The organism is Candidatus Accumulibacter meliphilus, from assembly GCF_036625345.1.
In the GTDB taxonomy this organism is placed as follows: domain Bacteria; phylum Pseudomonadota; class Gammaproteobacteria; order Burkholderiales; family Rhodocyclaceae; genus Accumulibacter; species Accumulibacter meliphilus.
In genome coordinates, this window is the sequence record NZ_JAZKTZ010000005.1 from 19,090 (window position 1) to 44,181 (window position 25,092).

16 protein-coding genes and 2 pseudogenes are annotated in these 25,092 nt (G+C 63.1%); all 18 read right to left on the minus strand.

The window, feature by feature from the left end:
• Window positions 1-11 precede the first annotated feature (11 nt).
• Window positions 12-2,594 carry an ATP-dependent chaperone ClpB gene (gene clpB / locus V5B40_RS11135; protein WP_332354578.1) on the minus strand — a complete coding sequence of 861 codons (2,583 nt, stop codon included), beginning with the start codon at window positions 2,592-2,594 and terminating at the stop codon, window positions 12-14.
• 161 nt (window positions 2,595-2,755) lie between these two features.
• Window positions 2,756-3,221 (minus strand): annotated as a pseudogene (gene moaE / locus V5B40_RS11140) (molybdopterin synthase catalytic subunit MoaE).
• Between the two features lies 1 nt (window position 3,222).
• Window positions 3,223-3,475: pseudogene (gene moaD / locus V5B40_RS11145) on the minus strand (molybdopterin converting factor subunit 1).
• Window positions 3,476-3,506: 31 nt separating this feature from the next.
• The gene (locus V5B40_RS11150) at window positions 3,507-4,712 is read right to left on the minus strand and encodes a molybdopterin molybdotransferase MoeA (protein ID WP_332354579.1); all 1,206 of its coding nucleotides are present in this window, start codon (window positions 4,710-4,712) and stop codon (window positions 3,507-3,509) included.
• Window positions 4,699-5,226 carry a molybdopterin-guanine dinucleotide biosynthesis protein B gene (gene mobB / locus V5B40_RS11155; protein WP_332354580.1) on the minus strand — a complete coding sequence of 176 codons (528 nt, stop codon included), beginning with the start codon at window positions 5,224-5,226 and terminating at the stop codon, window positions 4,699-4,701. Before mobB ends, V5B40_RS11150 begins: the two co-directional genes overlap by 14 nt.
• Entirely contained in the window at window positions 5,223-6,611 is a 1,389-nt protein-coding gene (locus V5B40_RS11160; protein ID WP_332354581.1) for a hypothetical protein, read from the minus strand. The genes mobB and V5B40_RS11160 overlap by 4 nt, the downstream gene beginning before the upstream one ends.
• Window positions 6,608-8,554 carry an ATP-dependent DNA helicase gene (locus V5B40_RS11165; protein ID WP_332354582.1) on the minus strand — a complete coding sequence of 649 codons (1,947 nt, stop codon included), beginning with the start codon at window positions 8,552-8,554 and terminating at the stop codon, window positions 6,608-6,610. The genes V5B40_RS11160 and V5B40_RS11165 overlap by 4 nt, the downstream gene beginning before the upstream one ends.
• Before the next feature lie 98 nt (window positions 8,555-8,652).
• Window positions 8,653-9,513: a S1C family serine protease gene (locus V5B40_RS11170; RefSeq protein ID WP_332354583.1), complete on the minus strand. Its 861-nt coding sequence runs from the start codon at window positions 9,511-9,513 to the stop codon at window positions 8,653-8,655.
• A gap of 155 nt (window positions 9,514-9,668) precedes the next feature.
• Complete coding sequence (locus V5B40_RS11175; RefSeq protein ID WP_332354895.1) at window positions 9,669-10,598, minus strand: transglycosylase SLT domain-containing protein; 930 nt, start codon at window positions 10,596-10,598, stop codon at window positions 9,669-9,671.
• The gene (locus V5B40_RS11180; protein ID WP_332354584.1) at window positions 10,598-11,656 is read right to left on the minus strand and encodes an SDR family oxidoreductase; all 1,059 of its coding nucleotides are present in this window, start codon (window positions 11,654-11,656) and stop codon (window positions 10,598-10,600) included. Before V5B40_RS11180 ends, V5B40_RS11175 begins: the two co-directional genes overlap by 1 nt.
• A complete protein-coding gene (locus tag V5B40_RS11185; RefSeq protein ID WP_332354585.1) occupies window positions 11,656-12,936 on the minus strand; it encodes a nucleotide sugar dehydrogenase in 1,281 nt (426 codons plus the stop codon). The genes V5B40_RS11180 and V5B40_RS11185 overlap by 1 nt, the downstream gene beginning before the upstream one ends.
• Window positions 12,937-12,981: 45 nt before the next feature.
• Window positions 12,982-15,771: an XrtA/PEP-CTERM system TPR-repeat protein PrsT gene (gene prsT, locus V5B40_RS11190; RefSeq protein WP_332354586.1), complete on the minus strand. Its 2,790-nt coding sequence runs from the start codon at window positions 15,769-15,771 to the stop codon at window positions 12,982-12,984.
• A gap of 37 nt (window positions 15,772-15,808) precedes the next feature.
• Window positions 15,809-17,167 carry a PEP-CTERM-box response regulator transcription factor gene (gene prsR / locus V5B40_RS11195; protein ID WP_332354587.1) on the minus strand — a complete coding sequence of 453 codons (1,359 nt, stop codon included), beginning with the start codon at window positions 17,165-17,167 and terminating at the stop codon, window positions 15,809-15,811.
• Window positions 17,164-19,278, minus strand: a complete 2,115-nt coding sequence (gene prsK / locus V5B40_RS11200) for an XrtA/PEP-CTERM system histidine kinase PrsK (protein WP_332354588.1) — start codon at window positions 19,276-19,278, stop codon at window positions 17,164-17,166. Before prsK ends, prsR begins: the two co-directional genes overlap by 4 nt.
• A 61-nt stretch (window positions 19,279-19,339) precedes the next feature.
• Window positions 19,340-20,722, minus strand: coding sequence for a TIGR03013 family XrtA/PEP-CTERM system glycosyltransferase (locus tag V5B40_RS11205; RefSeq protein ID WP_332354589.1), 1,383 nt, complete (start codon window positions 20,720-20,722; stop codon window positions 19,340-19,342).
• Window positions 20,723-21,021: 299 nt separating this feature from the next.
• The gene (locus V5B40_RS11210; RefSeq protein WP_332354590.1) at window positions 21,022-23,031 is read right to left on the minus strand and encodes a hypothetical protein; all 2,010 of its coding nucleotides are present in this window, start codon (window positions 23,029-23,031) and stop codon (window positions 21,022-21,024) included.
• Window positions 23,032-23,132: 101 nt separating this feature from the next.
• Window positions 23,133-23,360 carry a DUF2783 domain-containing protein gene (locus V5B40_RS11215; protein ID WP_332354591.1) on the minus strand — a complete coding sequence of 76 codons (228 nt, stop codon included), beginning with the start codon at window positions 23,358-23,360 and terminating at the stop codon, window positions 23,133-23,135.
• Window positions 23,361-23,373: 13 nt separating this feature from the next.
• Complete coding sequence (locus tag V5B40_RS11220; protein WP_332354592.1) at window positions 23,374-25,059, minus strand: FAD-dependent oxidoreductase; 1,686 nt, start codon at window positions 25,057-25,059, stop codon at window positions 23,374-23,376.
• Between the last annotated feature and the right edge of the window lie 33 nt (window positions 25,060-25,092).

Consider the following 25,092-nt stretch of genomic DNA (forward strand, 5'->3'; position numbering starts at 1 on the left):
ATGCCTGTATCTTAGACCTTGTCGAAGCGCATGATGCCGTTTTCGCAATGCGCACGGATCGTATCGCCGGCGACGAAACGCCCTTCGAGAATCGACTTGGCGAGCGAGTCCTCGAGTTGCGACTGGATCGCGCGCTTTAGCGGACGAGCGCCAAAGACCGGATCGAAGCCGGCGGCAGCGATTTCCGACAGCGCGCTGTCGTCCACCTGCAGGCGCAGTTCGAGCAGCGCCAAGCGCTTTTCGAGATAGGCGAGCTGGATGGCGGCGATCGACTTGATATGCTGCTCGTCGAGCGCGTGGAAGACGACGACTTCGTCGATGCGATTGATGAACTCGGGCCGGAAATAGGACTTCACTTCGCCCATCACCGCCAGCTTGATTACCTGGTAGTCATCCCCGGCCATCTGCTGGATCATCTGGCTGCCGAGGTTCGAAGTCATGACCACCACGGTGTTCTTGAAGTCGACCGTTCGGCCATGGCCATCGGTCATGCGGCCGTCGTCGAGGACCTGCAGCAGGACATTGAAGACGTCCGGGTGCGCTTTCTCGACTTCATCGAGCAGAATCACCGAATAGGGCTTGCGCCGCACCGCTTCGGTCAGGTAGCCGCCTTCCTCGTAGCCGACGTAGCCCGGCGGCGCGCCGATCAGCCGTGACACCGAGTGTTTTTCCATGAACTCGCTCATGTCGACGCGAATCAGGTGCTCGTCGGAATCGAAGAGAAAGCCGGCCAGGGCCTTGCACAGCTCGGTCTTGCCGACCCCGGTCGGGCCGAGAAAGAGGAAGGAACCGTAAGGCCGATTGGGATCGGCCAGCCCGGCACGCGAACGGCGAATGGCGTTGGCCACCAGGCGCACCGCCTCGTCCTGACCAACGACCCGCTTGTGCAGACGCTCTTCCATGAGGAGCAGCTTCTCGCGTTCGCCCTGCATCATTTTCGACACTGGAATACCGGTGGCGCGGGAAACCACCTCGGCGATCTCTTCGGTACCGACTTCGGTACGCAGGAGCTTGTTGTGCTGGCCAGCACCATCCGTGGATTTCTCGGCAACGAGCAATTGCGCTTCGAGCTCGCGCAAGCGGCCGTACTCGATCTCGGCAACCTGCTCCCACTTGCTCTCGCGCTTCAGGCCCGCCAGCTCGAGCTTCAGCCGGTCGATTTCTTCCTTGATGTGGGCGCTGCCCTGCACCTGCGCTTTTTCGGCCTTCCAGACTTCATCGAGGTCGTTGTACTCGCGCTCGAGCTTGCGCAGTTCCTCCTCGATCAGCTGCATGCGTTTCTTTGACGCTTCGTCGCGTTCCTTGCGCACCGCCTCGCGCTCGATCTTGAGCTGGATCATGCGCCGGTCGAGCCTGTCCATGACCTCCGGCTTGGAGTCGATTTCCATCCTGATCCGCGCTGCCGCTTCGTCGATCAGGTCGATCGCCTTGTCCGGCAGGAAGCGGTCGGTGATGTAGCGATGCGACAGCTCGGCCGCAGCGACAATCGCCGGATCGGTGATATCGACGCCATGGTGCAGCTCGTATCTGTCGCGCAGGCCACGCAGAATGGCGATCGTCGACTCGACGCTCGGCTCGTCGATCAGCACTTTCTGGAAGCGGCGCTCGAGCGCGGCGTCTTTCTCGACGTACTTGCGGTATTCGTCGAGCGTCGTCGCGCCGACGCAATGCAGTTCGCCACGCGCCAGCGCCGGCTTCAGCATATTGCCCGCGTCGATCGCACCCTCGGCCTTGCCGGCGCCGACCATGGTGTGCAGTTCGTCGATGAAGACGATGATCTGGCCTTGTTCCTGGGCGATCTCCTTGAGCACCGCTTTCAGGCGTTCCTCGAACTCCCCGCGGTACTTGGCACCCGCCAGCAGCGCAGCCATGTCGAGGCTCAGCACTTTCTTGCCCTTCAGCGTTTCCGGAACCTCTTCATTGACGATCCGTTGCGCCAGGCCTTCGACGATCGCCGTCTTGCCGACGCCAGGTTCGCCGATCAGGACCGGGTTGTTCTTGGTGCGTCGCTGCAGGATCTGGATCGCGCGGCGAATCTCGTCGTCGCGGCCGATCACCGGGTCGAGCTTGCCTTGACGGGCGCGTTCGGTGAGGTCGATGCAGTACTTGGCCAGCGACTGGCGCTGCCCTTCGACATCCTGACTATCGACACCCTGGCCGCCACGCACCGAGGTCACTGCCTGTTCGAGGGATTTCTTGACCAGGCCGTGCTGCTTGGCCAGGCGAGCGCACTCGCCTTTGTCATCGCACAATGCGAGCAGGAACATCTCCGAAGCAATGAACTGGTCGCCGCGTTTCTGCGCCTCCTTGTCGGCGACGTTGAGCAGGTTGCCGAGATCGCGGCCGATCTGTACCTCGCCGCCGTGCCCTTCGACTTTCGGCAGGCGGCTGATCGCTTGCGCGAGCGCCGCTTTCAGCGACGCCACATTGACCCCGGCGCGCGCCAGCAAGGGCGATGTTGCGCCGTCCTCCTGCTGCAGCAGGGCCAGCAATAAATGCTGGGGCTCGATCAGCTGGTTGTCGTGACCGACCGCCAGACTCTGGGCATCGGCCAGCGCTTGCTGGAATTTGGTCGTCAGTTTGTCGAAACGCATGCTGCACTCCTTCGGAGGTTTATGTTCATGCGTGACAAGTGGGGGCATGCCGGGCTAAGTCAACGCCAAGGCTGACTCGAAAGCCTGTTTCTTGCGTGCGTTGCGCGGCTGTCAGGCTTGCTGAAAGCCTCGTAGAGAATGGTGAACGCGGTGCTGCCCAGTCAGTCTGCACCGGGCTCCTGCCAGCGTTCGGCGGCCTGATCGTCGGCGTCGCGGGCGTCTACCCAATGCGTGCCGCTCGGCGTGACTTCGCGCTTCCAGAACGGTGCGCGCGTCTTGAGATAGTCCATGATGAACTCGCAGGCGGCAAAGGCTTCGCCGCGATGCGCGCCAGCCACCGCAACCAGGACGATCTGATCGCTCGGCAAGAGGCGACCGACGCGGTGAATCACCAGAGCGTCGATAATCGCCCAGCGCCGGCAGGCCTCTTCGACGATCTCGCCAAGCGCTTTCTCGGTCATCCCCGGATAGTGCTCGAGGCTCATCTCGGAAACGCCGGCTCCGTCGTTGTTATCGCGCACCAGGCCGACAAAGGACGCCACGGCGCCGATCTGCCGATTCCCCTGGCGCAGGGCAGCCAGCTCAAGCGCCGACGTCGAAATCGGCTTCCTGAACGCGGACGCGCATCTCAGCCACCGGTCACCGGCGGGAAGAAAGCGACTTCGTCGCCCGCGCACACGGGGGAATCGAGCCGTGCCATCTGCTGATTGACGGCATAGCGCAGGTTCCTCAGCGTCACCAGGCTTTCCCAGGCGCCGCCGCGGGCAGCCAGCAACATCGCGCAGAGCCGCGACATCGCTCACCCCGGTCGGCAGCTCGAGTTCTTCGCTGCCCTGTCCCAGTCGCTCGCGCAGCCCGGCAAAGTAGAGAATTTTCAGCATGCTCGCCCTCTTCCCACTATCGTTGATTGGCTCAGCTGAGCAGTTCGGAAAACGGCAGGAAGCGCACCATGTCACCGCGGCGTATCGCCTGCTGCGGCGGGTTGTCGACCAGGCCATCGCCCCACACCGCCGAAGTCAGCACGCCCGAGCCCTGGTTGGCGAAGAGCTCCACGCCGCCGTCGGCATTGATCCTGGCGCGCAGGAACTCGCGACGCGCGTCCGGCCGTGGCCACTCGCTGTCGGCGCGCAGCCAGAAACTCAGCGGCTCCGTGCGGCACGCGCCCTGCATCCTGAGCAAGAAAGGGCGCACCAGCATCAGGAAAGTGACGAAGCTCGACACCGGGTTTCCCGGCAGGCCGATGAAAGCCACGGCACGCCCCGCTGAAGTGATCTGACCGAAGGCCAGCGGCTTACCCGGTTTGATGGCGATTTTCCACATAGCGAGCCGCCCTTCGGCTTCGACGGCCGCCTTGACGTGGTCCTCCTCGCCGACGGAAACGCCGCCCGAGGTGAGAATCAGATCGCTGTCCTGCGCCGCAGCGCGCAAGGCCTGGCGTGTCGCGGCGAGATCGTCGGGCACCTGCCCGTGGTCGCGCAGCTCGCAGCCCAAACGCTCCAGCAGAGCGGTCAACAAGAAACGATTGGCGTTGTAGATCGCCCCCGCCTGAAGCGCCTCGCCAGGCATGCGCAGTTCGTCGCCGGTAAAGAAGATAGCGACCCGAAGACGCCGCAAGACGGGCAGCGAAGCGATTCCCACCGACGCAGCCAGCGCCGTGTCCTGCGGCCGCAGGCGCTGGCCGGCGGCGAGTATCTCGCTGCCAGCGGCAATGTCGCTGCCCGCACGGCGGATGTGGTCGCCGGCTTCCGGGCGATGATTGACGGTCACTTCGCCGGTCGCATGTTCACAAAGCTCCTGCATGACCACTGCGTCGGCGCCGGCCGGAATTGGCGCGCCGGTAAAAATCCGGGCGGCCGTTCCCGGCTGCAGCGGCGTGCCCACGCTGCCGGCCTGGATACGCTGCGCCACCGACAGACGCGTCGGCACGTTGCGAACGTCGGCAACGGCGACGGCATAGCCGTCCATCGCCGAATTGTCGAGCGGCGGCGCGTCGATCGGCGCCCGCTGCGCCTGCGCCAGCACACGCCCGGCGGCGGCCAGCGTCGGCAAGGAGCTGGTTTCGGAAACGGCGCAGGCAGCCGCCAGCAACTGTGACAGGGCATCATCAAAGGACAACATGGGTGGTTCCCCTCAGTTGAACGGTATCGAGAATGTAGCGGACGATCGCCGCGGTATCGTTCAAGTCCAGCGCCATCAGAGTGGCGGGAAAGCCCGCCGGCAGTGGCTCGTCGGAGGCCACGGCGACGATCTGGCGCCGCTCCGGCCACAGCGGCGGCTTGCCGTTGGCCGGCCGGTAGACTTCCAGCGTCGGCACTGCCTCGTCCTTGAAGCCCTCGACGAGCACCAGATCACACGGCGAAAAGCGGGCCAGATAGTCGGCCAATGACGGCTCGGGAGCGCCGCGCAACTCGTTCATCAGCACCCAGCGCGAAGCGCTGGCCAGCAGCACTTCGCCGGCCCCCGCCTGGCGGTGACGGAAGGAGTCCTTGCCTGGACGATCGATATCGAAATTGTGGTGCGTATGCTTGATCACCGAGACCCGCAGGCCGTGCGCGATGATCGCCGGCAGCAGTTTCTCGAGCAGCGTCGTCTTGCCCGAACCGGAATAGCCGGCGACCCCGAAGACTTTCATCGACAGCCTCCGGACGACTCCTGACAGGAGACCGGCAGCACCGCCGCAAAACCGCCACCCGGGGTGCGGAAATTGGTCGTCTGACCACGGTAGAGCCGTGCCGAGAGCAATTGCACCTCGCCACGGTAGACGTAGTTGCGCAGGTCCAGCTTGAAATCCTGCCCGACACCATCGACGAGCAGATGGCGCTCGGAGGGTGCGACCAGCGCCTGCGCGACATAGCCGCCACGCGCGATCTCGGCGAACACGCGGCGGGTGATCTTGTCGCCCCGGTAGGCCGCCTTGCTGCCAAAACCGGCCGCCGGCTTGAAGAACCATTGCTTGCGACTGTTCCAGAAGGTGTCCGCCGCGGCCGGCAAAACCTCCTCGGTGCGCGGAATGTTGCTCGCCAGAAGCCGGCGATCATGTTCGCCGACGCCAATCTGTGCCAGCCACTGCTGGTCACCGAGGGCGACCAGATTGCGCTTGTCGGCGTACAGCGCGTGCATCTGCGGATGCGGAGTGAGTACCACCGCGTCGGCCACATAGGCGGCACGCAGGGCCGCATGCTGCGGCTCGGCGAGGGCGAAATCGGTGAGCCGGTTGTAAACCAGGTCGACCGTCTCGCCGCGACAAGTCAGGCGCTCGCCGTCAAAAGCCAGCTCCTCCGGGTCAGCCACCATCGCCGCAATGCCATGCGCTTCGAACAACTCGCGGAAGAGTTCAAACTCCGGCGCCAGATACTGCTCGCCGGGCCGGCTATCGACAATCGCGATGCGCGTCAGCGGCCGCTCTTGCGCTTCTCCCTGAGCCAGCCGCGCCAGCTGCGCGAGTCGCCACTCGTCGCGAAACATGCGCACGAAAGCCGCCTCGAGCGCACGTGGCGCGGGCATCATTTTCGCGACCGGTGCACAGCAGGCGCGCTGGGCGCGCAACAGGCGGGCGTTGAGCAGCGCCCCGCCGGCATTCGAATTGATCTCGATCAGCTGCGGGCCCTGCGGCCCGAGGTGGAAATCGTAACCCAGGAAAACGCCGGCCGCAGCAGGCGAATGGTGGGCGATTGCCGGAGCATAGGCCAGCACCCGCTGGCGATACGCCGGCAGCACCAGCACCCGCTCGAGGGCGGCGATGGTCTGCGCCATGCGCAGCAGATGCGCTTCGCTGACAAAGACGACGCTGTCCGAAAAGAGGTGTGGCCGCGTCGCCAGGAGCTCGGCGTGCGAGACGCGTCCCTGCCCTTCTTCGAGTGCCCGCCTCAGCGACGGGTGATCGACCGAAACACAGGCACAGCCGCGATTGAGCCACTCGGCGGCGGCGGCGCAGTCGGCCGGCATCAGTTCGGCAAGTGCCGGCGGCAGGGCTTCGGTCATCTCGCCGCGGGCCGCCGTGTCGATTATCGCCGTCATCCACGCCCCGCCACGTTTGGCGCTGCGAAGAAAGCAAGTGCCTCCTCGACATCGCGACTGCGTTTCATCGGTGGCAGGCTGCGCCAGATGCGCTTGCCGTAGGGTTTGCTGATCAGCCGCGGGTCGCAGATCATCAACACGCCGCGGTCGCTCTCGTCACGAATCAGGCGCCCGGCGCCCTGCTTGACATTGATCACCGTGCGCGGCAGTTGGTACTCCATGAAGGCGTTGCGACCGGCGCTCCGCATGCGCTCGATACGCGCCGAGAGCACCGGATCGTCAGGCGGCGCAAAGGGCAGCTTGTCGATGACCACCAGCGATAAAGCTTCGCCCCGCACATCGACGCCCTCCCAGAAACTCTGGCTGGCGATCAGGATGGCGTTGCCAAGGCGGCGAAACCGTTCCAGCAACTCGTTCTTGCTGCGCTCACCCTGTAGCAGCAAAGGCAAATCGAGGCCTGCCCGCTCGAGCGCTTCGCCGAGCAGTTCATGCGTGCGGCGCATCGCGCGCAGCGAGGTGCATAAAAAGAACGCGCGGCCGTGGCTGGCCTTGAGCAAGGGAAAAGCAGCCTTGACCACCGCTTCGGTGTAGCCCTGACTATTCGGCTCGGGGAGTCCTTTCGGGACGTACAGCAAGGCCTGATTGGGATAGTCGAAAGGGCTCTCCCAACGCGCCGAGCTGGCGTCCACAAGCCCCATTTCGGTGCAGTAGTGGCCGAAATCCTCCTGCACGGCGAGCGTCGCCGAGGTGAAAATCCAGGCCCGCGGATGGCCGCTCATCTGCTTCTGCATGATCTCGGCGATCACCAGCGGCGTCGCGTTGAGCTGCAGGCTGTGGGTATGCGTCTCCCCCCAGCGCACGAAATCGGCATTGGCGCCGTTCTGCCAATTACGTACGCGCAGCAGCAAGTCGCCGGCACGTCGCCAACAGCTGTCGAGGCCCTCCGAGCGCTGCGCCTGCGTTTCCAGCAAGCTGGCCAGCGCTTCGAGCGCACCGAGCACGCTGCTGACGCCGCTCGCGAACCCCTCCCTTCCCTCGAGCTGCAAAAGGGCGAAACGCGCCGCCTCGACCGGCAGTGTCAGGCGCAGGTCGCGCACCGCTTTTTCGAGGGTGGCACACAGCTTGGGCAGGTCGAGGCAGTCGCGCGCCGACGCCAGCGCGGCGATCTGGGTATCGCGAACCAGCTCGCCGAGCTGCGCCGTCGACACGCTCTCGCCGAAAAACAGGCTGGCGACTTCCGGCAACTGATGCGCTTCATCGAAAATCACCGTGTTGCACGCTGGCAGCAGTTCGGCCGTTCCTTCATCGCGCAACATCACGTCGGCAAAGAACAGATGATGGTTGACCACCACCAGGTCGGCGGCCAGCGCTTCGCGGCGCGCCGCCAGGACGAAGCACTCCTTGTGCTGCGGGCAGTCCTGGCCGAGGCAGTTGTCGCGCGTCGAGGTGACCATGCCCCACACCGAGGCGTTCTCCGGCACGTCGGCGCAATCGGCCTTGTCGCCAGTGCGCGTCTGCTTGGCGAAACGCGCGATGTGCCGCGCGTAGGCGGCATCTTCTCGGGAAAGGAAACGGCCGTCGGCCAGCGCGCGCTCGAGATGATAGTGACAGAGGTAGTTGGCGCGGCCCTTGAGCAGCGCCACCCGGACGGGCGCCTTGAGCACCTGGCGGATGGTCGGGATGTCTCGCGAGAAGAGCTGATCCTGCAGGTTCTTGGTGCCGGTCGAAACGATCACCTTGCCACCCGAGAGCAGCGCCGGAACCAGATAGGCATAGGTCTTGCCCGTGCCGGTGCCCGCTTCGGCGATCAGCACGCTGTTGTCGGCCATCGCGGCGGCAATGCGCTCGGCCAGTTCGAGCTGCTGAGTGCGCAGCCGATAGCCGGGAACACCGCTGGCCAGCGGGCCATCGGCAGAGAAGACTTCGGAAAGCAGGGCGGTCATGCGCGGATCATCGAAAGCAGCGCTGCATGCTACCAGAAGCTGGCGCCGGCAGCGCGAATACTGACAATACTGACTACTGCTTCCCGATGCCTCCCCGACTACAGATTCGCGTCGCGCATCAAGTCGCTCAGATACTCAGAGGGAATGGCAAAACTGATCCCGGAAGGTTTGCTCAGCGTCGATTCCTTGCTCTCCTTGACGAAGACCATGTTGATGATCCCGACCACTTCGCCACGGCTCACCTCGTAGAGAGGGCCGCCGCTGTTGCCGGGATAGGCCGTGGCGTCGAGCTGGAAAATGTCGAAGCTGCCACTCCGCAAGCGGGCAATGACTTTGGCATTGAGATTGCGGGCGTTCGCGCTGGGTAGAACGATCGGTGTGATCGACGCAATGATCCCGCGGTGGGTCACCGGCGACAGCCCGAGCACGGCACCAATCGGAAAGCCGGTAAACGCCACGGCCTGCCCCTCGCGCACCCGCTCGGAGTCGTGCAGCGTCAGCGCCGGCATGCGTGGGCCGTCGACCCGCAGCAGGGCGAGATCGTGAGCTTTGTCGACCGCCACCGAGCGGGCTTCGCGCCGCTGCAATGACGATCCCGCCGGACGCGCCATGATCACCAGGCGCTCGCCTGCCGCCTCGTTGATCTTGTCCGGCAGGACGTGCGAATTGGTCGCGACGTGATGGCCGTCGCCAACCACGAAGCCGGTTCCACGCATCACAAACTGCGGGCTGCGGGTCAGCTGATAGGTGCCGACAACGACGATCGAAGGTTTTACGTGATCGATCACCTCGGGCAGATCCGCCGCCACCGGAGCGGCGAAGAGCAGCAAGCCGGCCACCGAGACGGCGTGGCAGCCGCGGAACAACACCGCCAGCACCTTGACTGCAAGCTGCCGACCGCCCGGTAAGCGGTCGTGGCCCTTGCTCAAGAGGGAAAGAATTCGGGACCAGAAGTTCATCTTGCTCCTTTGGCGAAGATCAATCGCAGGGTGACGCAGGAAGTGAGTCTGCTGACGGTCATGAGCGGTCGAGCTACCCAAGCTCCTGAAAGTCATGGCCGCCCCCTACCACTTTCAGGGCGCAGCTTTTCGCCGCTACCTGGCGCGCCGCTTTCCTAGCTGCCCTGGGTCAGGCGGATGAGCGACAACGCTGGCGAAGGTGTCGTCACACGGGCGTCGTAAGGATGCGCCTCGCGCTGAAAAAGGCTAATGATGCGCTTCACGTAGCCGCGCGTCTCGGCGTACGGAGGTACGCCGCGGTAACGATTGACCGCCCCCTCGCCGGCGTTGTAGGCCGCCGCAACGAGGCTGACGTCGCCTTCAAAATAGGCCAGCAACCAGCGCAGATAGGCGAGACCGCCACGCAGGTTCTGCTCCGGATCAAAGGGTTGCTTGACGTTGAAACGCGCGGAGGTATCGGGAATCAGCTGCATCAGGCCCTGTGCATTCTTGTTCGAGAGCGCCTGCGAATTGAAGTTGGACTCGGTACGGATGACGGCCAGGGCCAGGCGCGGACTGACGCCATACTCGGGTGCCAGCTGCCTGACCAGACCGAAAACGACTTTCTGAGCTTCGCTGCGGGCGACCAGGACATCACGGCCGTCGTCGGCAAGAACCGTCGGCAGCATACATTCGGGCAGCTTCGGACCGGGCTCTCCGACGAAACGCAACATCTTCTGCGACTGTGCATGCCCCTGCTTTGCCGCCAGCCCAAAAAAGTACGCTGCGCGCGTATCATCGCGCTCGACCCCGCGCCCATTGGCGTACATCCAGCCGAGATTGAACTGCGCCTCGGCGTCGCCGAGCAGCGCCGCTTGACAATACAGTCGCGCCGCTCGCACCGGGTCTTTGGGCACACCTTCACCGTGCTCGTAACTCAGCGCCTCGCTACGCATCGCCAGCCGCTGCGCGGTAGCGGCCTGGTTTACCTTATCTGCCTTCTCGGCTGCGCTGGCCGTCGCGGTCAGAACGAACGCCAGCAGCGCGCCGAAGAAGACCATGGCACCACGGCGCAGCAGCGGCGAGCGGACAGCAAGGGCTTGCATCACGTGCCGCATCCCGGCCGTGCGAAACGTGACACATACCAAGGCATCGCCACTTGCACCCCCGCCAGCAGCGAGTGGCTCGGCAAATAGCCGAGCAAACGCCTGGCTTTGCCGATATCGGCCTGAGAATGGCGCACGTCGCCGGCTCTAAAATCCGTGTACACGGCTTGCACCTGGCGTACGTCAGGGCGAATCTCGGCCAGCGCATCGCGCAGGATTTCGAAGAGCCGATTCAGTGTCGTACGATCATCGACGGCGACGTTATAGACCTGATTGAGCGCCGCCGGATCGTCGCTCGTCGCCGCCAGCAGATTGGCCTGCACGGCGTTGTCCACGAAACAGAAATCGCGGCTGGTCTCCCCATCGCCGTTGATCGTCACCGGTTCACCAAGCAGCAGGGCACGCGCCCAGCGGGGAATGACCGCGGCGTAGGCACCCTCCGGATCCTGGCGCGCACCGAAGACGTTGAAATAGCGCAGACCGACTGACGGGAAATCGTAGCAGCGCCCGAAGACCTCCGCGTAGAGCTCATTGACCAACTTGGTGACCGCATACGGCGACAGCGGCCGCCCGATCGTGTCTTCGACTTTGGGTAGCGCCTGATGATCACCATAGGTCGAACTCGAGGCGGCATAGACAAAGCGCTTGACGCCCGCCTCGCGAGCGGCAAGCAGCATGTTGAGAAAGCCGTCGATGTTGGCAGCGTTGGTGGCCTGCGGATTGGCCAGCGAGCGCGGCACCGAACCCAGCGCCGCCTGATGAAGAACATAGTCAACGCCGCTGCAGGCCTCGCGGCAGGCGTCAGGATCACAGATGTCTGCTGCGATGAAACGGTGACCTTGCCACTGCTCGGGAGTGAGCAACGACTGCACTTCGTCGATGTTGCGACGATGCCCGGTCGCGAAGTTATCGAGACCAAGCACCGTCTGCCCGAGGCGGAGCAGCGCCTCGACCAGGTGCGAACCGATGAAGCCGGCGCTGCCGGTCACCAGCCAGCGCGCCGGCTGAGCCAGCAGGCGCTGCTCAAGTGCTGCCAGGGTGGTCGGTGAAGCAGACATCACAGGCGCCACACGGTCACCCCATGGGCAAGCAGCTCCGCCGCACTGAACATGCTCTTGACATCCGCCAGGACGCCACCCTTCTGCAGCTTGCCGGCAATCTCGGCCAGTGGCCGCTCCTTGAACTCGCGGTGCGCGACGGCGGCGACGATCGCCGCGGCGGTGGGCAACTGCTCCCAGGGCATCAACTCGACACCGTACTCGTGGCGCGCTTCATCGGCATCGGCGACCGGTTCGTGCACCAGCACCTGCGCCCCGTACGACTCGAGCTCGCGGATGACGTCAATGACGTGCGAGTTGCGCAGATCCGGGCAGTCCTCCTTGAAGGTCAGGCCCAGGACGATGATCGGCGCACCCTTGATCGGCAGGCCGTTGCGAATCATGTGCTTGATCGTCTGCTCGGCGATGAACTTGCCCATGCCGTCGTTGATTCGCCGCCCGGCGTTGATCACCTGCGGGTGATAACCGAGCATCTCGGCCTTGTGCGTCAGGTAATAGGGATCGACACCGATACAGTGACCGCCGACCAGACCGGGACGGAAAGGCAGGAAGTTCCATTTGCTGCCGGCCGCTTCGAGCACTTCGAGGGTATCAATGCCGACGCGGTCGAAAATGATCGCCAACTCGTTCATCAGGGCAATATTAAGATCGCGCTGGGTATTCTCGATGACTTTGGCAGCCTCGGCCACCTTGATGCTGGAGGCCGGAAAGACACCCGCAGTGATTATTTCCGAGTAGACCGCGGCGACCCGTTCAAGGGTCTCCGGAGTGTCTCCGGAAACCACCTTGACGATTTTCGTGAGCGTCCGCTCCTTGTCGCCGGGGTTGATCCGCTCGGGCGAATAACCGACGAAGAAGTCTTCTTTCCACTTCATTCCGGAGAACTTCTCGATGATCGGAATGCAGACTTCCTCGGTCGCGCCGGGGTAGACGGTCGACTCGAAGACGACCGTCGCACCGCGTTTCAGGTTCCTGCCGACCGCTTCGGAAGAGCCGATCAAGGGCCCGAAATCCGGCCGATGGGCATCGTCCACCGGCGTCGGCACGGCGACAATCACGAAATCAGCGTCCGCCAATGCCGCCGCATCGGTTCCCACCTCGAGGTGCGTGGCAGCCTTGAGATCGGCGCTGCTGACCTCGCCGGTCGGGTCAAAGTGCTGCCGATAATGGGCAATCTTGCTGGCTGAGAGGTCGAAACCGATGGTTCGCCTCTTCTTGCCGAACTCGACGGCCAGCGGCAAACCGACATAACCCAAACCAACCACAGCAACAGTAGTCATTTACTCTTTGTCCTCTCGCAATCATTCATTGGCAAACGTTTGTGCTCAGAGCCCCGTGAGCAATGCTGTCACTTCGGCCTGCGCCGTGAACTTGTCGCCCAACTTGGCAAGTTCGTCAAGTTCGCTCCGGGCTTCGTTTTTCTGTCCGGCCTTGATCAGCGCCTTGGCATAGTTGAGACGAATCATTGCCTGCTGCGGGGCCAGTGCCACGGCCTCCTTGAGCAGCACCAGCCCGCGTGCCTGGTCACCCTGGTCGATCAGCAAGACACCGAGAGTATCCATCACGGCAGGCTCCTTTGGTGCCAACTTGTTGGCTTTCTCGGCATATTCGATGGCTTTCGGATCCTTCAACTGACCTGCCACCCAGGCGACGTTATTGAGTAGCGCGGCGTTATCCGGCTGCGCCTCAAGCAAGGTCCGATAGAGCTTGGCCGCGGCGGCATAGTCCTTGCGAGCGGTCGCACTCTCGGCCAGATAAAGCCTGAAGCGGGCATCCTTGGGGTGATCCTTCAGCCAGGTCTGAGCAAAGCTGTCCGCTTCGGCAACATTGCCACTCACGGACAAGGTCGCGTACAGTTTGATGGCTATCTCGGGCGCCGCAGGGATCTGTTTGAGCCCGGCACGGTAGGCCGTTGCGGCATCGGCCCAGGAGCGCTTGGCGGCATGGAGATCGCCCTCGAAAACGTAGCCGACCGCCTCCTTTGGACGCTGCTTCTGGACTGCCCGTGCGACGGCGAGCGCTTCCGTGACGCGACCGGCATCAAGTTCGAGCATGATGATTCCGCGCTGTGCATCGAGCGAATCGGGCATGACCTTCAACGCCTTGTGCAGGCTCTGCAAAGCCGCTTCCTTGTCCTTTGCCGCAACTTCGACCTCGGCCATGCGGAGATAGGGCAAGGGGAGATCGGGCTTGAGCGTGGCCAGCTTGCCGTAGGTGGCCAGCGCCTGGTTATACTCTCCGGCTGCCTGCTGGGCACGCCCGGCAGCGTCCAGAATCGCGGCCTCGTTGGGCAAGGCTGCGACCGCTTCCTGGGCCGCGGAAAGCGCGCTTTTGGTGTCTTTCTTGGCAAGATACAGGCCGATCAGCGCCAGCCGCGGAGGGGGCTCGCTCGGGTTGGCGGTCACCGCCCGGTTGATCAGAACAGCCACTTCCTCGGTTGTACCGCCTTCCTTGGCGCGTAGCTGCGCGAGCGCCAGGAGAGCCTGCATGTTCTTCGGATCTTTGGCCAGCAGGGTCTCGAAACGCTGCCTGGCGTCGGCAGGCTTTTTCTCGACGATATCCAGATTGGCCAGATTGGCCGCCGCCGGATAATAGGTCGGGCTCAGAGCCAGTGCTTGCTCGAAACTCGCCCGCGCGCCAGCGAGATCGCGCTTGCCGAGTAAGGCCGTGCCGCGCAGGTTATGTACCAGCGGGTCATCGGCCTGCTTCTTCTCCAGGCTGGCGACAGCCTGCAGCGCCGCGTCGAATTCACGACGCTGCAGGTGCGCGGCAATCAGCGCCAGGTCGGCGCGGTTGCCGGGGTCGGCGGCGGCGACCTTCTCGAGGTCGCGTAAAGCTACCTCGCTGTCACCTTTCGCCAGATTGACCATCGCCAGAGAGGTTCGCTTGCCAGCGTTCTGCGGGTCAAGGGCGGCAGCCTTCGCGAAGTACTCGCCCCCTTTCTCGATATCGCCGTTCTGAATGTAGACCTGGCCGGCCAGCGCCAGCATGTTCGAATCCTTTTCGATCTTGTCGAGCACCGGCGTGAGCACACTCAGCGCTTTGCCAGGCTGCGCGCTACGCAGGTAGCTAGCAATCAGGACGCGCCGTGCAATACCGAGCTCAGACGTGTTCGGGAGCGCCTTGAGCAGGTAGTTCTCGGCCTGCGGAAAGGCCTTCAGTTCGTATTCGACAAGCCCGCCCAGCTGCAAGCCAAGGGGGCTGTCCGGCGTCCGCTTCAAGAGCTCCAGAATGAATTCCCGGGCCGCCGGAAAGTCTTTCGTCTGGTAGGCCAGCAGGGCCTCCAGATAGATCGTCTGCGGCTGACCCGGAGCGATGCCCTTCATCACCGCCAATTGTTGGGAAGCCTCGTCGATCTTTCCGTCCGCCAGGAGTTGCCGGATGACCGCCGCATGCGCCGGCAGGTAGGTCGGGCGGACTTCCATTGCCTTCCGATACGCCAGCATCGCAGCGGCCGCATCACCCTGGTTCGACAAGAGATCTCCCTTCAGCTGCCAGGCCTCGTAGAGTTCCGGCGATGTCGCAATGGCTGCATCAACCAGGACCATCGCCGCCGGCAGGTCGCCGTGGCTTGCTTTCAGCCTGGCCTGGCCAAGCAATGCCGGTGGGTAGCCCGGTTGCGCCGCCACGGCCGCCGCATAAGCGGCGTCGGCCTGCTCCGGCTTGTTCTGCATCAGGTAAGCCATCGCCAGCGAAGTCTGCAGGTCGGCCTTGGCCTGCGCCGTGGACAGTTCGGCGCTGGCCATTTCGCCAGTCACTTTGTCCGCCTGCCCCAACGCCAGCATGCTGCGCGCGAGCAGCGGCGTCACCTCGTCGGCAGGGTATTTGTAGCCCTGCGCCTTGCGCAGCTCAATCTCGGCGCCGGTCGCATCACCGGCCTCAAGCAGCGCCTTGCCCAGCAGAAAACGCGCTTCCGCCAAATCCGGTTTTTGCTGCAAAGCGTTCTTCAGCTGGATGGTAGCCGCCTTGGGTTCGTTCTTGGCCAGGTACTGCTTGGCCGATGCGAGCATGGCTTCTGGCTTCTCGCCTCCACAGCCGACCAGGAGTAGTGCGGCCAGCAAACCGGAGACGGCCACTTTGCGCAGCCGCTGCATTGGTGAGTGACGGGTATTCATAGGTATCCCCACGGAGTGGTTGAAATTGACAACAAGGCTACTTAAGTCCAAATCGATGCATCAAGTCGTACAGTGTCGGGCGGCTGACGCCGAGCAGTTCCGCGGCTTTGACGACGTTGCCGTCGGCGCGCGCCATGGCGGCGATGATGACCCGCCTTTCGGCGTCGTCGCGTGCCTGACGCAGGTCCAGCGGCACCGCGTCCGGCGACTCTACGCCGGACAAGCCGATATCGTCGGCGGTGAGTTGATTGCCTTCGGCCATGATCACCGCGCGCTTGATGCAATTTTCGAGCTCGCGCACGTTGCCCGGCCAGAGGTGTGCTTCGATTGCCCGCACAGCATCTTCGCGCATGGTCATCGCGCCGCGATTCTGCTCCTCGGCAAAGCGCCTGACAAAGGCATGCGCCAGTAGGGCGGGGTCACCGGAACGATCGCGCAGTGGAGGAATGTTTACCACAATTTCAGCAAGGCGATAGTACAAATCCTCACGGAACCCCCCTCCGGTGATCAGGGACTTGAGATTCTGGTGCGTCGCGCAGACAATGCGCACATTGACCGGAATCTCCTGGCGCCCACCGATCCTCTCGACCACACGCTCCTGCAGAAAGCGCAGCAGCTTGGCCTGCAGCGAATGCGGCAGGTCGCCAATCTCGTCGAGCATCAGGGTGCCGTTGTTGGCAGTCTCGATCTTGCCCGGCGTCATTCGCGCCGCGCCGGTAAAAGCACCCTTCTCATAACCAAAGAGCTCGCTTTCCAGCAAGTTCTCCGGAATCGCCGCGCAATTGATGGCCACGAAGCGCTCACCACGCCGCGCCGACGACTCATGTACCGCACGCGCCAGGATCTCCTTGCCGGTGCCGCTTTCGCCGAGTAGCAAGACCGTCGCATCGCTGACCGACACCCGTTCAATGGTGCGGCAAACACGCAGCAGCGCCGGGTCGCGAGTGAGCAGGCCGGACAGCACATCGGGCTGCTGCATCGATTGCAGTCGTTTGTTTTCCCGTTGTAGTTCATGCAGGCGGTAAGCGCGATCTATCGTCAAGCCGAGCATCTCGATCTCGAAAGGCTTGGCGAAGAAGTCGTACGCGCCGAGGGCGATCGCCCGCAGAGCGTTGCTGCGATCATTCTGACCGGTCAGAACGATCACCTTGGTGTCCGGCGCCAGGGTCAGGATTTCTTCAAGCAGTTTGAATCCCTCGGAGACGGAATCGGCGTCCGGCGGCAAGCCGAGGTCCATGGTCACCACCGGTGGCTGATAACGGCGAATCTGTGCCAGCGTATTCTCGCGGTCGTCAGCGGTCAGGGTCTCGTACTGGTCGAAAGCCCAGCGCATCTGTTTCTGTAGCGCTCGATCGTCTTCGACGATGAGCAGATTAGGTAGCTTTTCGGAACTCATTCCGACTCCTCGGGTAAATCAGCGGAGTTCTTTGTCGAGCCCGCATCAAACAATGGCAACAACAAGGCCACCTGTGTACCGACATCGACAGCGCTATCAACCGACAGCTTGCCGCCCAATTCATGCACGTACTGGAAACTCTCGTAAGCACCAATCCCCATTCCCGTTGGCTTGGTGGTCTGAAAAGGCTTGAACAAGCGCTCGCGAACGAACTCCGGACTCATTCCGTGGCCGCTATCGCCGACCTCGACCAGAGCATGGCTCCCCTGCCGAGCCAAGCGGATCCACACCCGCCCACCCTGTTCTGTGGCCTCCAGCGCGTTCTGCACAAGATGGCCAATGACGCGCTCGATGCGGTCTTCGTGGCCGCGAGCTACCAGTTTCTCCTCGATGCTCAATTCCACCTCACGTCCCAGGCTGGTCTTGGCAGTCTGGATGCGGCGCACCACGTCAGCCAGATCGATGCCGCGTGGACCGTCAAGCGGGGTTGCGCCCTCGCGCAGTTGCAACATCAACTGGCGCATTCGCTCCACCGAGTTTTCGACGGTCATCAGCATGTCTTTCTGGAACTCGGGGTTGTCGCGGTGGCGTTCAGCATTCTTGATCATCAACGACAACTGCGCGACGATGTTCTTCAGGTCATGGACGACAAAAGCCGACATGCGGTTGAAGGAGTCGAATTTGCGCACTTCGAGCAGCGCTTCGCTGGCCTGCATCTGTCCAAGAAAGGCCCCCGCCTGCCGAGCAGCGGTTTTCAGCAGGTCGTTCACCTCCCAGTTGACGTCGATCCGGGCCCGCGCTGTGGCCAGCACGACAAAGGCGATCAGCTCGTTGCCGGTGGTCAGGGGCACCACCAGCCATGCGTTCGGCACTTCGACCAGCCACGGCGGCAGGACGAGACCATCATAACGCCGCGGCAGAGAGCGATATTCCTCGAGGTTGATCACCCAACCACTGTCGAGCAAAAAGCGGCACAAGGGACTGCCATCATCCTCGGTGGCCGCCGACACCGGCATGTTCCAGCACGCGGCTTGAGCAAAAAAGCGGCCCGACGGCTCCTTCAACCACAGCGCACCGCCGGGACTCTCGACCATGTCGGCCAGACCACGCACGGCATGACGTCCCATCCCCGAGAAGCCATCTTGCGAGGAAAGCGTCTGCGTGAAGCGCAACCATTCCTCGCGGTAGTCATAGCGGTAGCTAAAGAAGTGCTTGCCGACCTGGACCCGCAAACTCGCCCGCATGGAACCCGAAAAGGTCAAGGCAACGAGAACCAGCAGGGCCGCAAAGAGCAGCGCCAACTGCAGAGCCCGCCCCCATTCGCCGCCGAACAAACGCACATAGTAGCCGGCGGAAGCCATAAACAACAGATAGATACCGACAATAACCAGCGTTGCGGACTGCAGGGCGGCGCGCTGCGACATCACCAGGCGACGCTTCCAGTCGTGGCTGCGGATCGCCGACAAAGCGACCAGCGGCAAGCTTACCGCATGCACGAAACCACGGATGCTGAAGGCGTCGGAGTCGATCCGGTTGAACAACAGCGCATCGGAGAAGAGGTAGAGATCAAACAGGAAGGTACCGCCCAGCCCCAGACATAGCGGTTTGATACTCCAGCGAAAATCGGGCGAGACGTTGCGGAACAAGTGCTCCAGCAGCACCAGACCGAAGACGCTCATCGCCAGCGACGAAAACAGGGACAGGCGCTGCGCCGGTAGCGCCAGATCAATTCCCGTGACCATCAGTAACTGCGCGCCGAAAGCAAAAACAACGAGCAGCAAGGCGATGCCGCTCAACCAGCCGAAGCGCACACTCGCCGGCACACCGTCAGCCGACTCCGGTCTCATCAGCAGAATCAGGAACAGATACCAGCCGCCGAAGCGCAAGGAATCGGCGAGCATACTGCCAGCGAGAAATAGCACGTTTTGGGTCAGCGCAAAAGCCATCCCCAGCAGTCCCCACAGTGCACACAGAGCGACCGCCAGGAACATCGCGCGACTACGACCTCCGACCTTCCAGCCAGACGCCAGATAGAGCGCCAGAAAGGCGGCCAGCAGTCCGCTCAGCCCGTAACTCCAGGCAGAAATCATTGCCATTTCATTGCCCATCATGATCGACAAAGCTCCCCAATTCGCATCCCTCCGCACTCTGCCATGCTCATCGCCAGAAAACTCACTGAGCACCCTTGCCGGTCAACACCACGCCGACCGTCTGAAAGAGAATCAAGATATCGAGGAACAGGCTGTGATTCTTGACGTAGAACAAATCGTACTGCAGCTTCTGAATTGAATCGTCGACCGTCGAACCGTAGTGATAACTGACCTGCGCCCAACCGGTGACCCCGGGCTTGACACTGTGGCGTACGGCGTAGAAGGGGACATCGCGCGTCAGTTGATCGACGAAATACGGGCGCTCGGGGCGTGGGCCGACCAGGCTCATGTCGCCGGTCAGCACACTGTACAGTTGCGGCAACTCGTCAATGCGGACCTTGCGGATCAACCTGCCGACACGGGTCACGCGATCATCGTTGGCGGTCGCCCAGCGGGGTTGGCCATCGCTTTCCGCGTCCTTGCGCATACTGCGAAACTTGATGACATTGAACAAGCGGCCGTCGAGACCTACCCGCTCCTGCCGGTAAAAAACTGAAAACCCATCTTCGAGAACGATCAGCAACATGGTCAGCAGCATCACCGGTGCGGCGAGCAGCAACAGGACCGCCGCAGCGATGATGTCGAACAGGCGCTTGACGCTGCTACGCCGCCAGCTCTGCCGAAACCCGTCGCCGAAGATCAGCCAGCTGACGCGCAGCGAATCGATCCTGATCTGCCCGAGAGCACGTTCGAAGTAGCTCGCCAAGTCGAGGACCTTGACGCCGGACAGCTTGCAGTCAAGGAGTTCGCGCAGGGGAAGCGCCCCACCGCGACGCTCGCGCACGGCAACAATGATCTCGTCCACCTTCAGCGCATGAGCGGTATCCGACAGCGACATGTCACGCGACAGGAGAACCTGCGCCGGGACAACGATGTCGACGTCGGTCGGACTGGGATAGAAACCAACGATTTCGATAGCCGGATCCGACTTGCGCAACACGCGGCCGACATTTTCCGCCTCGTCGCCAGCGCCAAAAACGAGCACCCGGTGGCTGAGCAGCATGCCGGTGCGGCTGTGCGCCGAATGGACGCGGTGCAGCAGGGTCGCGAAAAGTGCCGCCAGACCAGACAAGAGCATGAAGCCACGATCGACCTCGGCCACCGACAGCAGGGAAAACACCACATAGGCCAATGGAATCGCCAGGTACAAGGACAGCACTGCACGCGCCCGCGTCTCCGCCCGAGTACGGCTATGAACGCGCTGATAGATACCCAGCCAGGCGTTGAAGGCAATGCTCATCAGCGCAAAAATCAGCGCATAGAAAGCAACCTTCTCAAGGGCGATCTCGCCGCCACGACCGACCCAAATGGCAACCAGGATGACGCAGATCACCGGGAACATCAGGTCGATCGCCACCCGGGCAATGGTCGCCCGATAAAACCAATGATTGAAGACCTTGATCACGATAGCCCCCTTGCACGCACGAATCCGACAACATCTCGTTGATAACTGACCTGCCGTGGACCGCCCCGAGAGGCGACAAGCTCGGCGAATCTCACGAAACAAAGGTTAGCAGCGGGTCATCGGCAAGACCGTGACGGAATACACAAGCGGGAGGCAATACCTTGCGAAACATACCCTACAACTCCCTACGAATACCAAACGAACACCTTAATAAAGCGCCGTAACAATTTGATATATTTGATTTTTATTCATGCTTGCTGTGCACACACAGCCAAGTAATCGACAAGCTGCGGCATCTGTCAGGGCTCCTGAACGAGGGTAGACGGTGCTGCACGAAGGTCAGCAACAACGGCGTGCCCGTTCAGGAACAGGGCAGAGCATAGCAGCAAGAAGAACAGGAAGGCAGCCCGCGGCATGTCCAGAAGGCTGGAAAAAACCCCGATCACCGTGAAGGCCGTCAATGCGGCCAGCAAATAGGGGGCAAAGTCATGCCTGCACCCCGGACCGCCAAGCAGATTGACCCAGGCCAGAGCGAGCAGGGCGAGCAGCAGCAGCAGGCCGATGACACCCTGGTCAATCAGCATTTCGAGGAACAGGTTGTCGATGTGCCAAGGCACGAAGTAGTGGCGACCGGCAAAGAACCACCGCGACAGCCCGTCGGAAAAGTCGCCATTGTGCAGCAGTTGCCGACCGGTGGCGTCAAAGAGGTGCAGCTTGTCGAGGTCGATGACCTCGCCCAAGCCAGCCAGGAGGCGCAAGCTGAGAAAGCCGAAAGCCGGCGGCCATTCCCCAGCGGGGCTCGACATGGGAGCCGTGAATTGCAGCGAGAAATGGTGCCATTGGCGATCCCCGCCTGGCACGCTGACGACGGTCGAAGTGCACGCAGCGTCGTAGAGCAAATGCCGCTGGCAAACAGCGACACGTAGCCTGGCTTGCTGCGGCGCGCGCAGGTCCATGATCAGCCTATAACTCCCGTCGTGCAGCGGCGGCACGCGTTGCAACAGTTCGAAGGCGCCGTCCCGATGCGCGTTGTGCGGCGGACCGGAAAGCTGCAAGTAGGCGCCAGCTTCGCGCGTATCGATGACCTGCAGGCGACCCGGAATCGCGCGCTCGGCCACCGCTCGTGAATAGTTGCTGGGAAAACGACCCAGGCCCCTGCCGAGCAGGAGCTCTGATGGCGCACGCAGCAGGCCCAGCCCCGCAGACCAGTGCTGCAGGCGACTGCCCAGATCGCGCTCGCTGGCCGACAGCCGCCGGCTCATGAAATCACCGAGGCCGAAGACGGCGAGCACTTCAAAGGCCAGTACCGCCAGCAGCAAACGCCCTCCCCAGACACGCCAGGGCTCCGGCGGCGGCAATGTGGGAAGCATCGGCTCGCTCGCCAACAACGATGTTGGCCGCGCCCGCGACGGCCACAGCCACGGCACCGACAGCCTCCAGACCAGCAGCGCCAGGGAAAGTCCGACACCCAGATAGACGCTACGCGAGAAGCTGGTCAGGCACGCATAGCCAACGCCCACCGCCAACAGCGCGGAGACGCCCCAGCGCAAGCGATCTGACGCACGCAACACCGCATGGACGGCAAACGGAACCGCCAGCGCGAGGTAGCCGTCGAACGCCGCGCCACCGACGTGCATCTCCCAGAACAGGGCGGTGCTGCGATAGGCTGTCGAGAAGTCGAAGAGGCCCGGATAAGCGCTGCGTTCGTAGATAATCGCCACCACCACCAGGCCCAATCCGGTCGCGACGCCCGCGGCCAGACGGGACGCCGCCAGGGCTGGTGCATGCTCCTGCAGGCGGCGCAGTGACGGCAAGAGGAGCCAGGCGAAGAGAAAGCTCTTGCCGACGCGCAAGCTGTTCAAGGGCTCTTCGTAGCCCTGGAACCATCCGGCCAGGGAGGGATCGGCGTCGCCCAGACCGCGCAGCAGGGCCACTGCGTAGGACACGGCTAGCGCGCCCAGCCCGAGCCGGGCCAAGCGAAAGCAGGCGTGCTCGGATGCGTCGCCGGAACGGTCATGAGATGTCGGGGCAGCCTTGACCACAAGCATATGTGCGTGACAGCCGCTCACCGCCGCCAGCACCAGCAGGTCGAATTCCTCGATGCCGATCCAGCCGGTCCACGCAGAGAAACTGGCGACCGGTAACAGTGCCGGGAGCACGAACAGGAAGAGCGACGGGCGCCGGGCGACGGCGAAGGCCCAGGCGACGAAAACGAGGCTGAGCACGTTCGGCCACAAGGGATGATGCCCGGCGATGAACAGCCCGAGCACGCCAGCGAGAGCCGCGATCGTTCCGTGCAGCCAGCTCACCGCCGGCCGCCCGAGCCGACACTCGCCACGCCAGCGTGACGGCCACTTCCGGTACCCATATGCCGCCGCTCCCCCTCGCCTTCTCTTCGACCTGCCTTCCCCTAGACCTCTTCGCGGGCAATGTGCAGGGCTTCGCGTAGTACGCCAAGGTCGCCAATGTGGTTGGCGAGAAGGAGAATCAAGCGTGCGTTAAGCAGTTCGCTCTGCGCGTCGGAAAGATCGCGGTGCGCGTCGAGCAGCGCTTCGTAGAAATCGTCGCCCGGAGTAAACGAACGCAAATAATGCTCGCCGGGCGCGCCGAAGTTGGCCTCGATAATCAGTGTCGACATCTGACCTTCCCTCTTAGTGCTTGCCAATGGCGCGCGTCAGCGCCGCCGCGACGGCGGCCGCGTCAAGACGGCGCCAACGCGCGGCGACGTGCTGGTCCGGGCGCAGCAGGTACACCGTCCCCGGCCGGGCATCATAACGTTCGGCGTAGCGACCCCGGCAGTCCTCGAACACCCGCAGGCCCGCGCCTGCCGCACCACCGCCGCTGGCGAGAAGCACGGCTTCGACCGGAACCGGAGCAGCGGCCAGCGCGCTGAAGACCGCCATGGTCGACGCATTGACAGCGGCCGGATCATCCACACTGCAGAGCAGCATGAAGTGCTCACCGACGGCGTCGAGCAGCCAGCCGTCACGCCCTTGCTCACGGATCGGCGCGTCATCCATCGCTGCTCCGGGCCACATCTGGCCGTTGAACGCTTCGCCGTCGGGAGTGTTAAGCGACGACCCACACAAAAATGCCGGCACCGAAAGTCGCCCCGAGTTGACCAGCGCCCGCGCAAAAGGGTACTTGCGCGCCAGCGTCAACACGGCGTTGCGAAAGCTCAGCGACGTCTTGCTCTTGGGCGAAATGAAGTCGCTTGATCGCGTCGAGTTGAGCAGGTTCTCATCGGCAGCGAACTCGCGTTCCTCGCCGTAGCTGGCGAGCAGGCTGTCCGGCGCCTGGCCGTCAATAACCAGCTTGAGCTTCCAGACCAGGTTGTCGGCATCCTGTATTCCCGAATTGGCACCGCGGGCGCCAAAAGGACTCACCTGATGCGCCGCATCGCCGACGAACAGCACCCGCTGCTGGCGAAAGCTGCTCATGCGCCGACACTGGAAGGTGTAAACGCTGACCCACTCGAGTTCGAACTCCCGATCCTCACCGAGCATGGCCTTTATTCTTGGCATGACCTTCTCGGGCTTCTTCTCCTCGTCGGGATCGGCCTGCCAACCGAGCTGAAAGTCGATCCGCCAGACGTTGTCGGCCTGGCGGTGGAGCAGCACCGACTGCCCGGGATGGAAAGGCGGGTCGAACCAGAACCAGCGCTCGGCGGGAAAATCGGCCTTCATGACGACGTCGGCGATCAGGAAGCGGTCCATGAACACCCTGCCCTCGACTTCCAGCTTCAGCATCCGGCGAATGCTGCTGCGCGCGCCGTCGGCGACGATCAGCCAGTCGCAGGCGAGCGCGTACACGCCGTCCGGCGTTTCGACCTGCAGTGTCACGCCGCCGCCCTCACCATCCTGCCCTTCCTGCTGCACGCCGACGACCCGGTTCTGCCAGCGCAGGTCGATGCCGGGAAGCTCCTGCGCACGCCTGACGAGAAACTCCTCGAGGTAATACTGCTGCAGGTTGATCATCCCCGGACGCTTGTGGTCCGGCTGCGAGAGCAGCTGGAAATTGTAGACCTCGTGCTCACGGAAGAACGTGCGACCAACGTTCCAGCTGACCCCCTTGGCGAAGCAGCGATCACCAACGCCGAGGCGGTCGAGGACTTCGAGCGTGCGTTTTGCGTAGCAGACACCGCGCGAGCCCACCGAAACGCTGGCGTCGTCGTCGAGCAACAGTACCGGCATGCCCTGCTGCGCCAGATCGATCGCTGTCGCCAAGCCAACCGGTCCGGCACCGACGACGATCACCGGGTGCCGACGCCCTGCCCCGCCATGCAGCTCCGGCGGCGTCAGGTAGTCGAAATGCGGATAAACGTAGGTACTCAGCACGACGCACTCTCCCTCTGCTGACTCAGTCGCCGG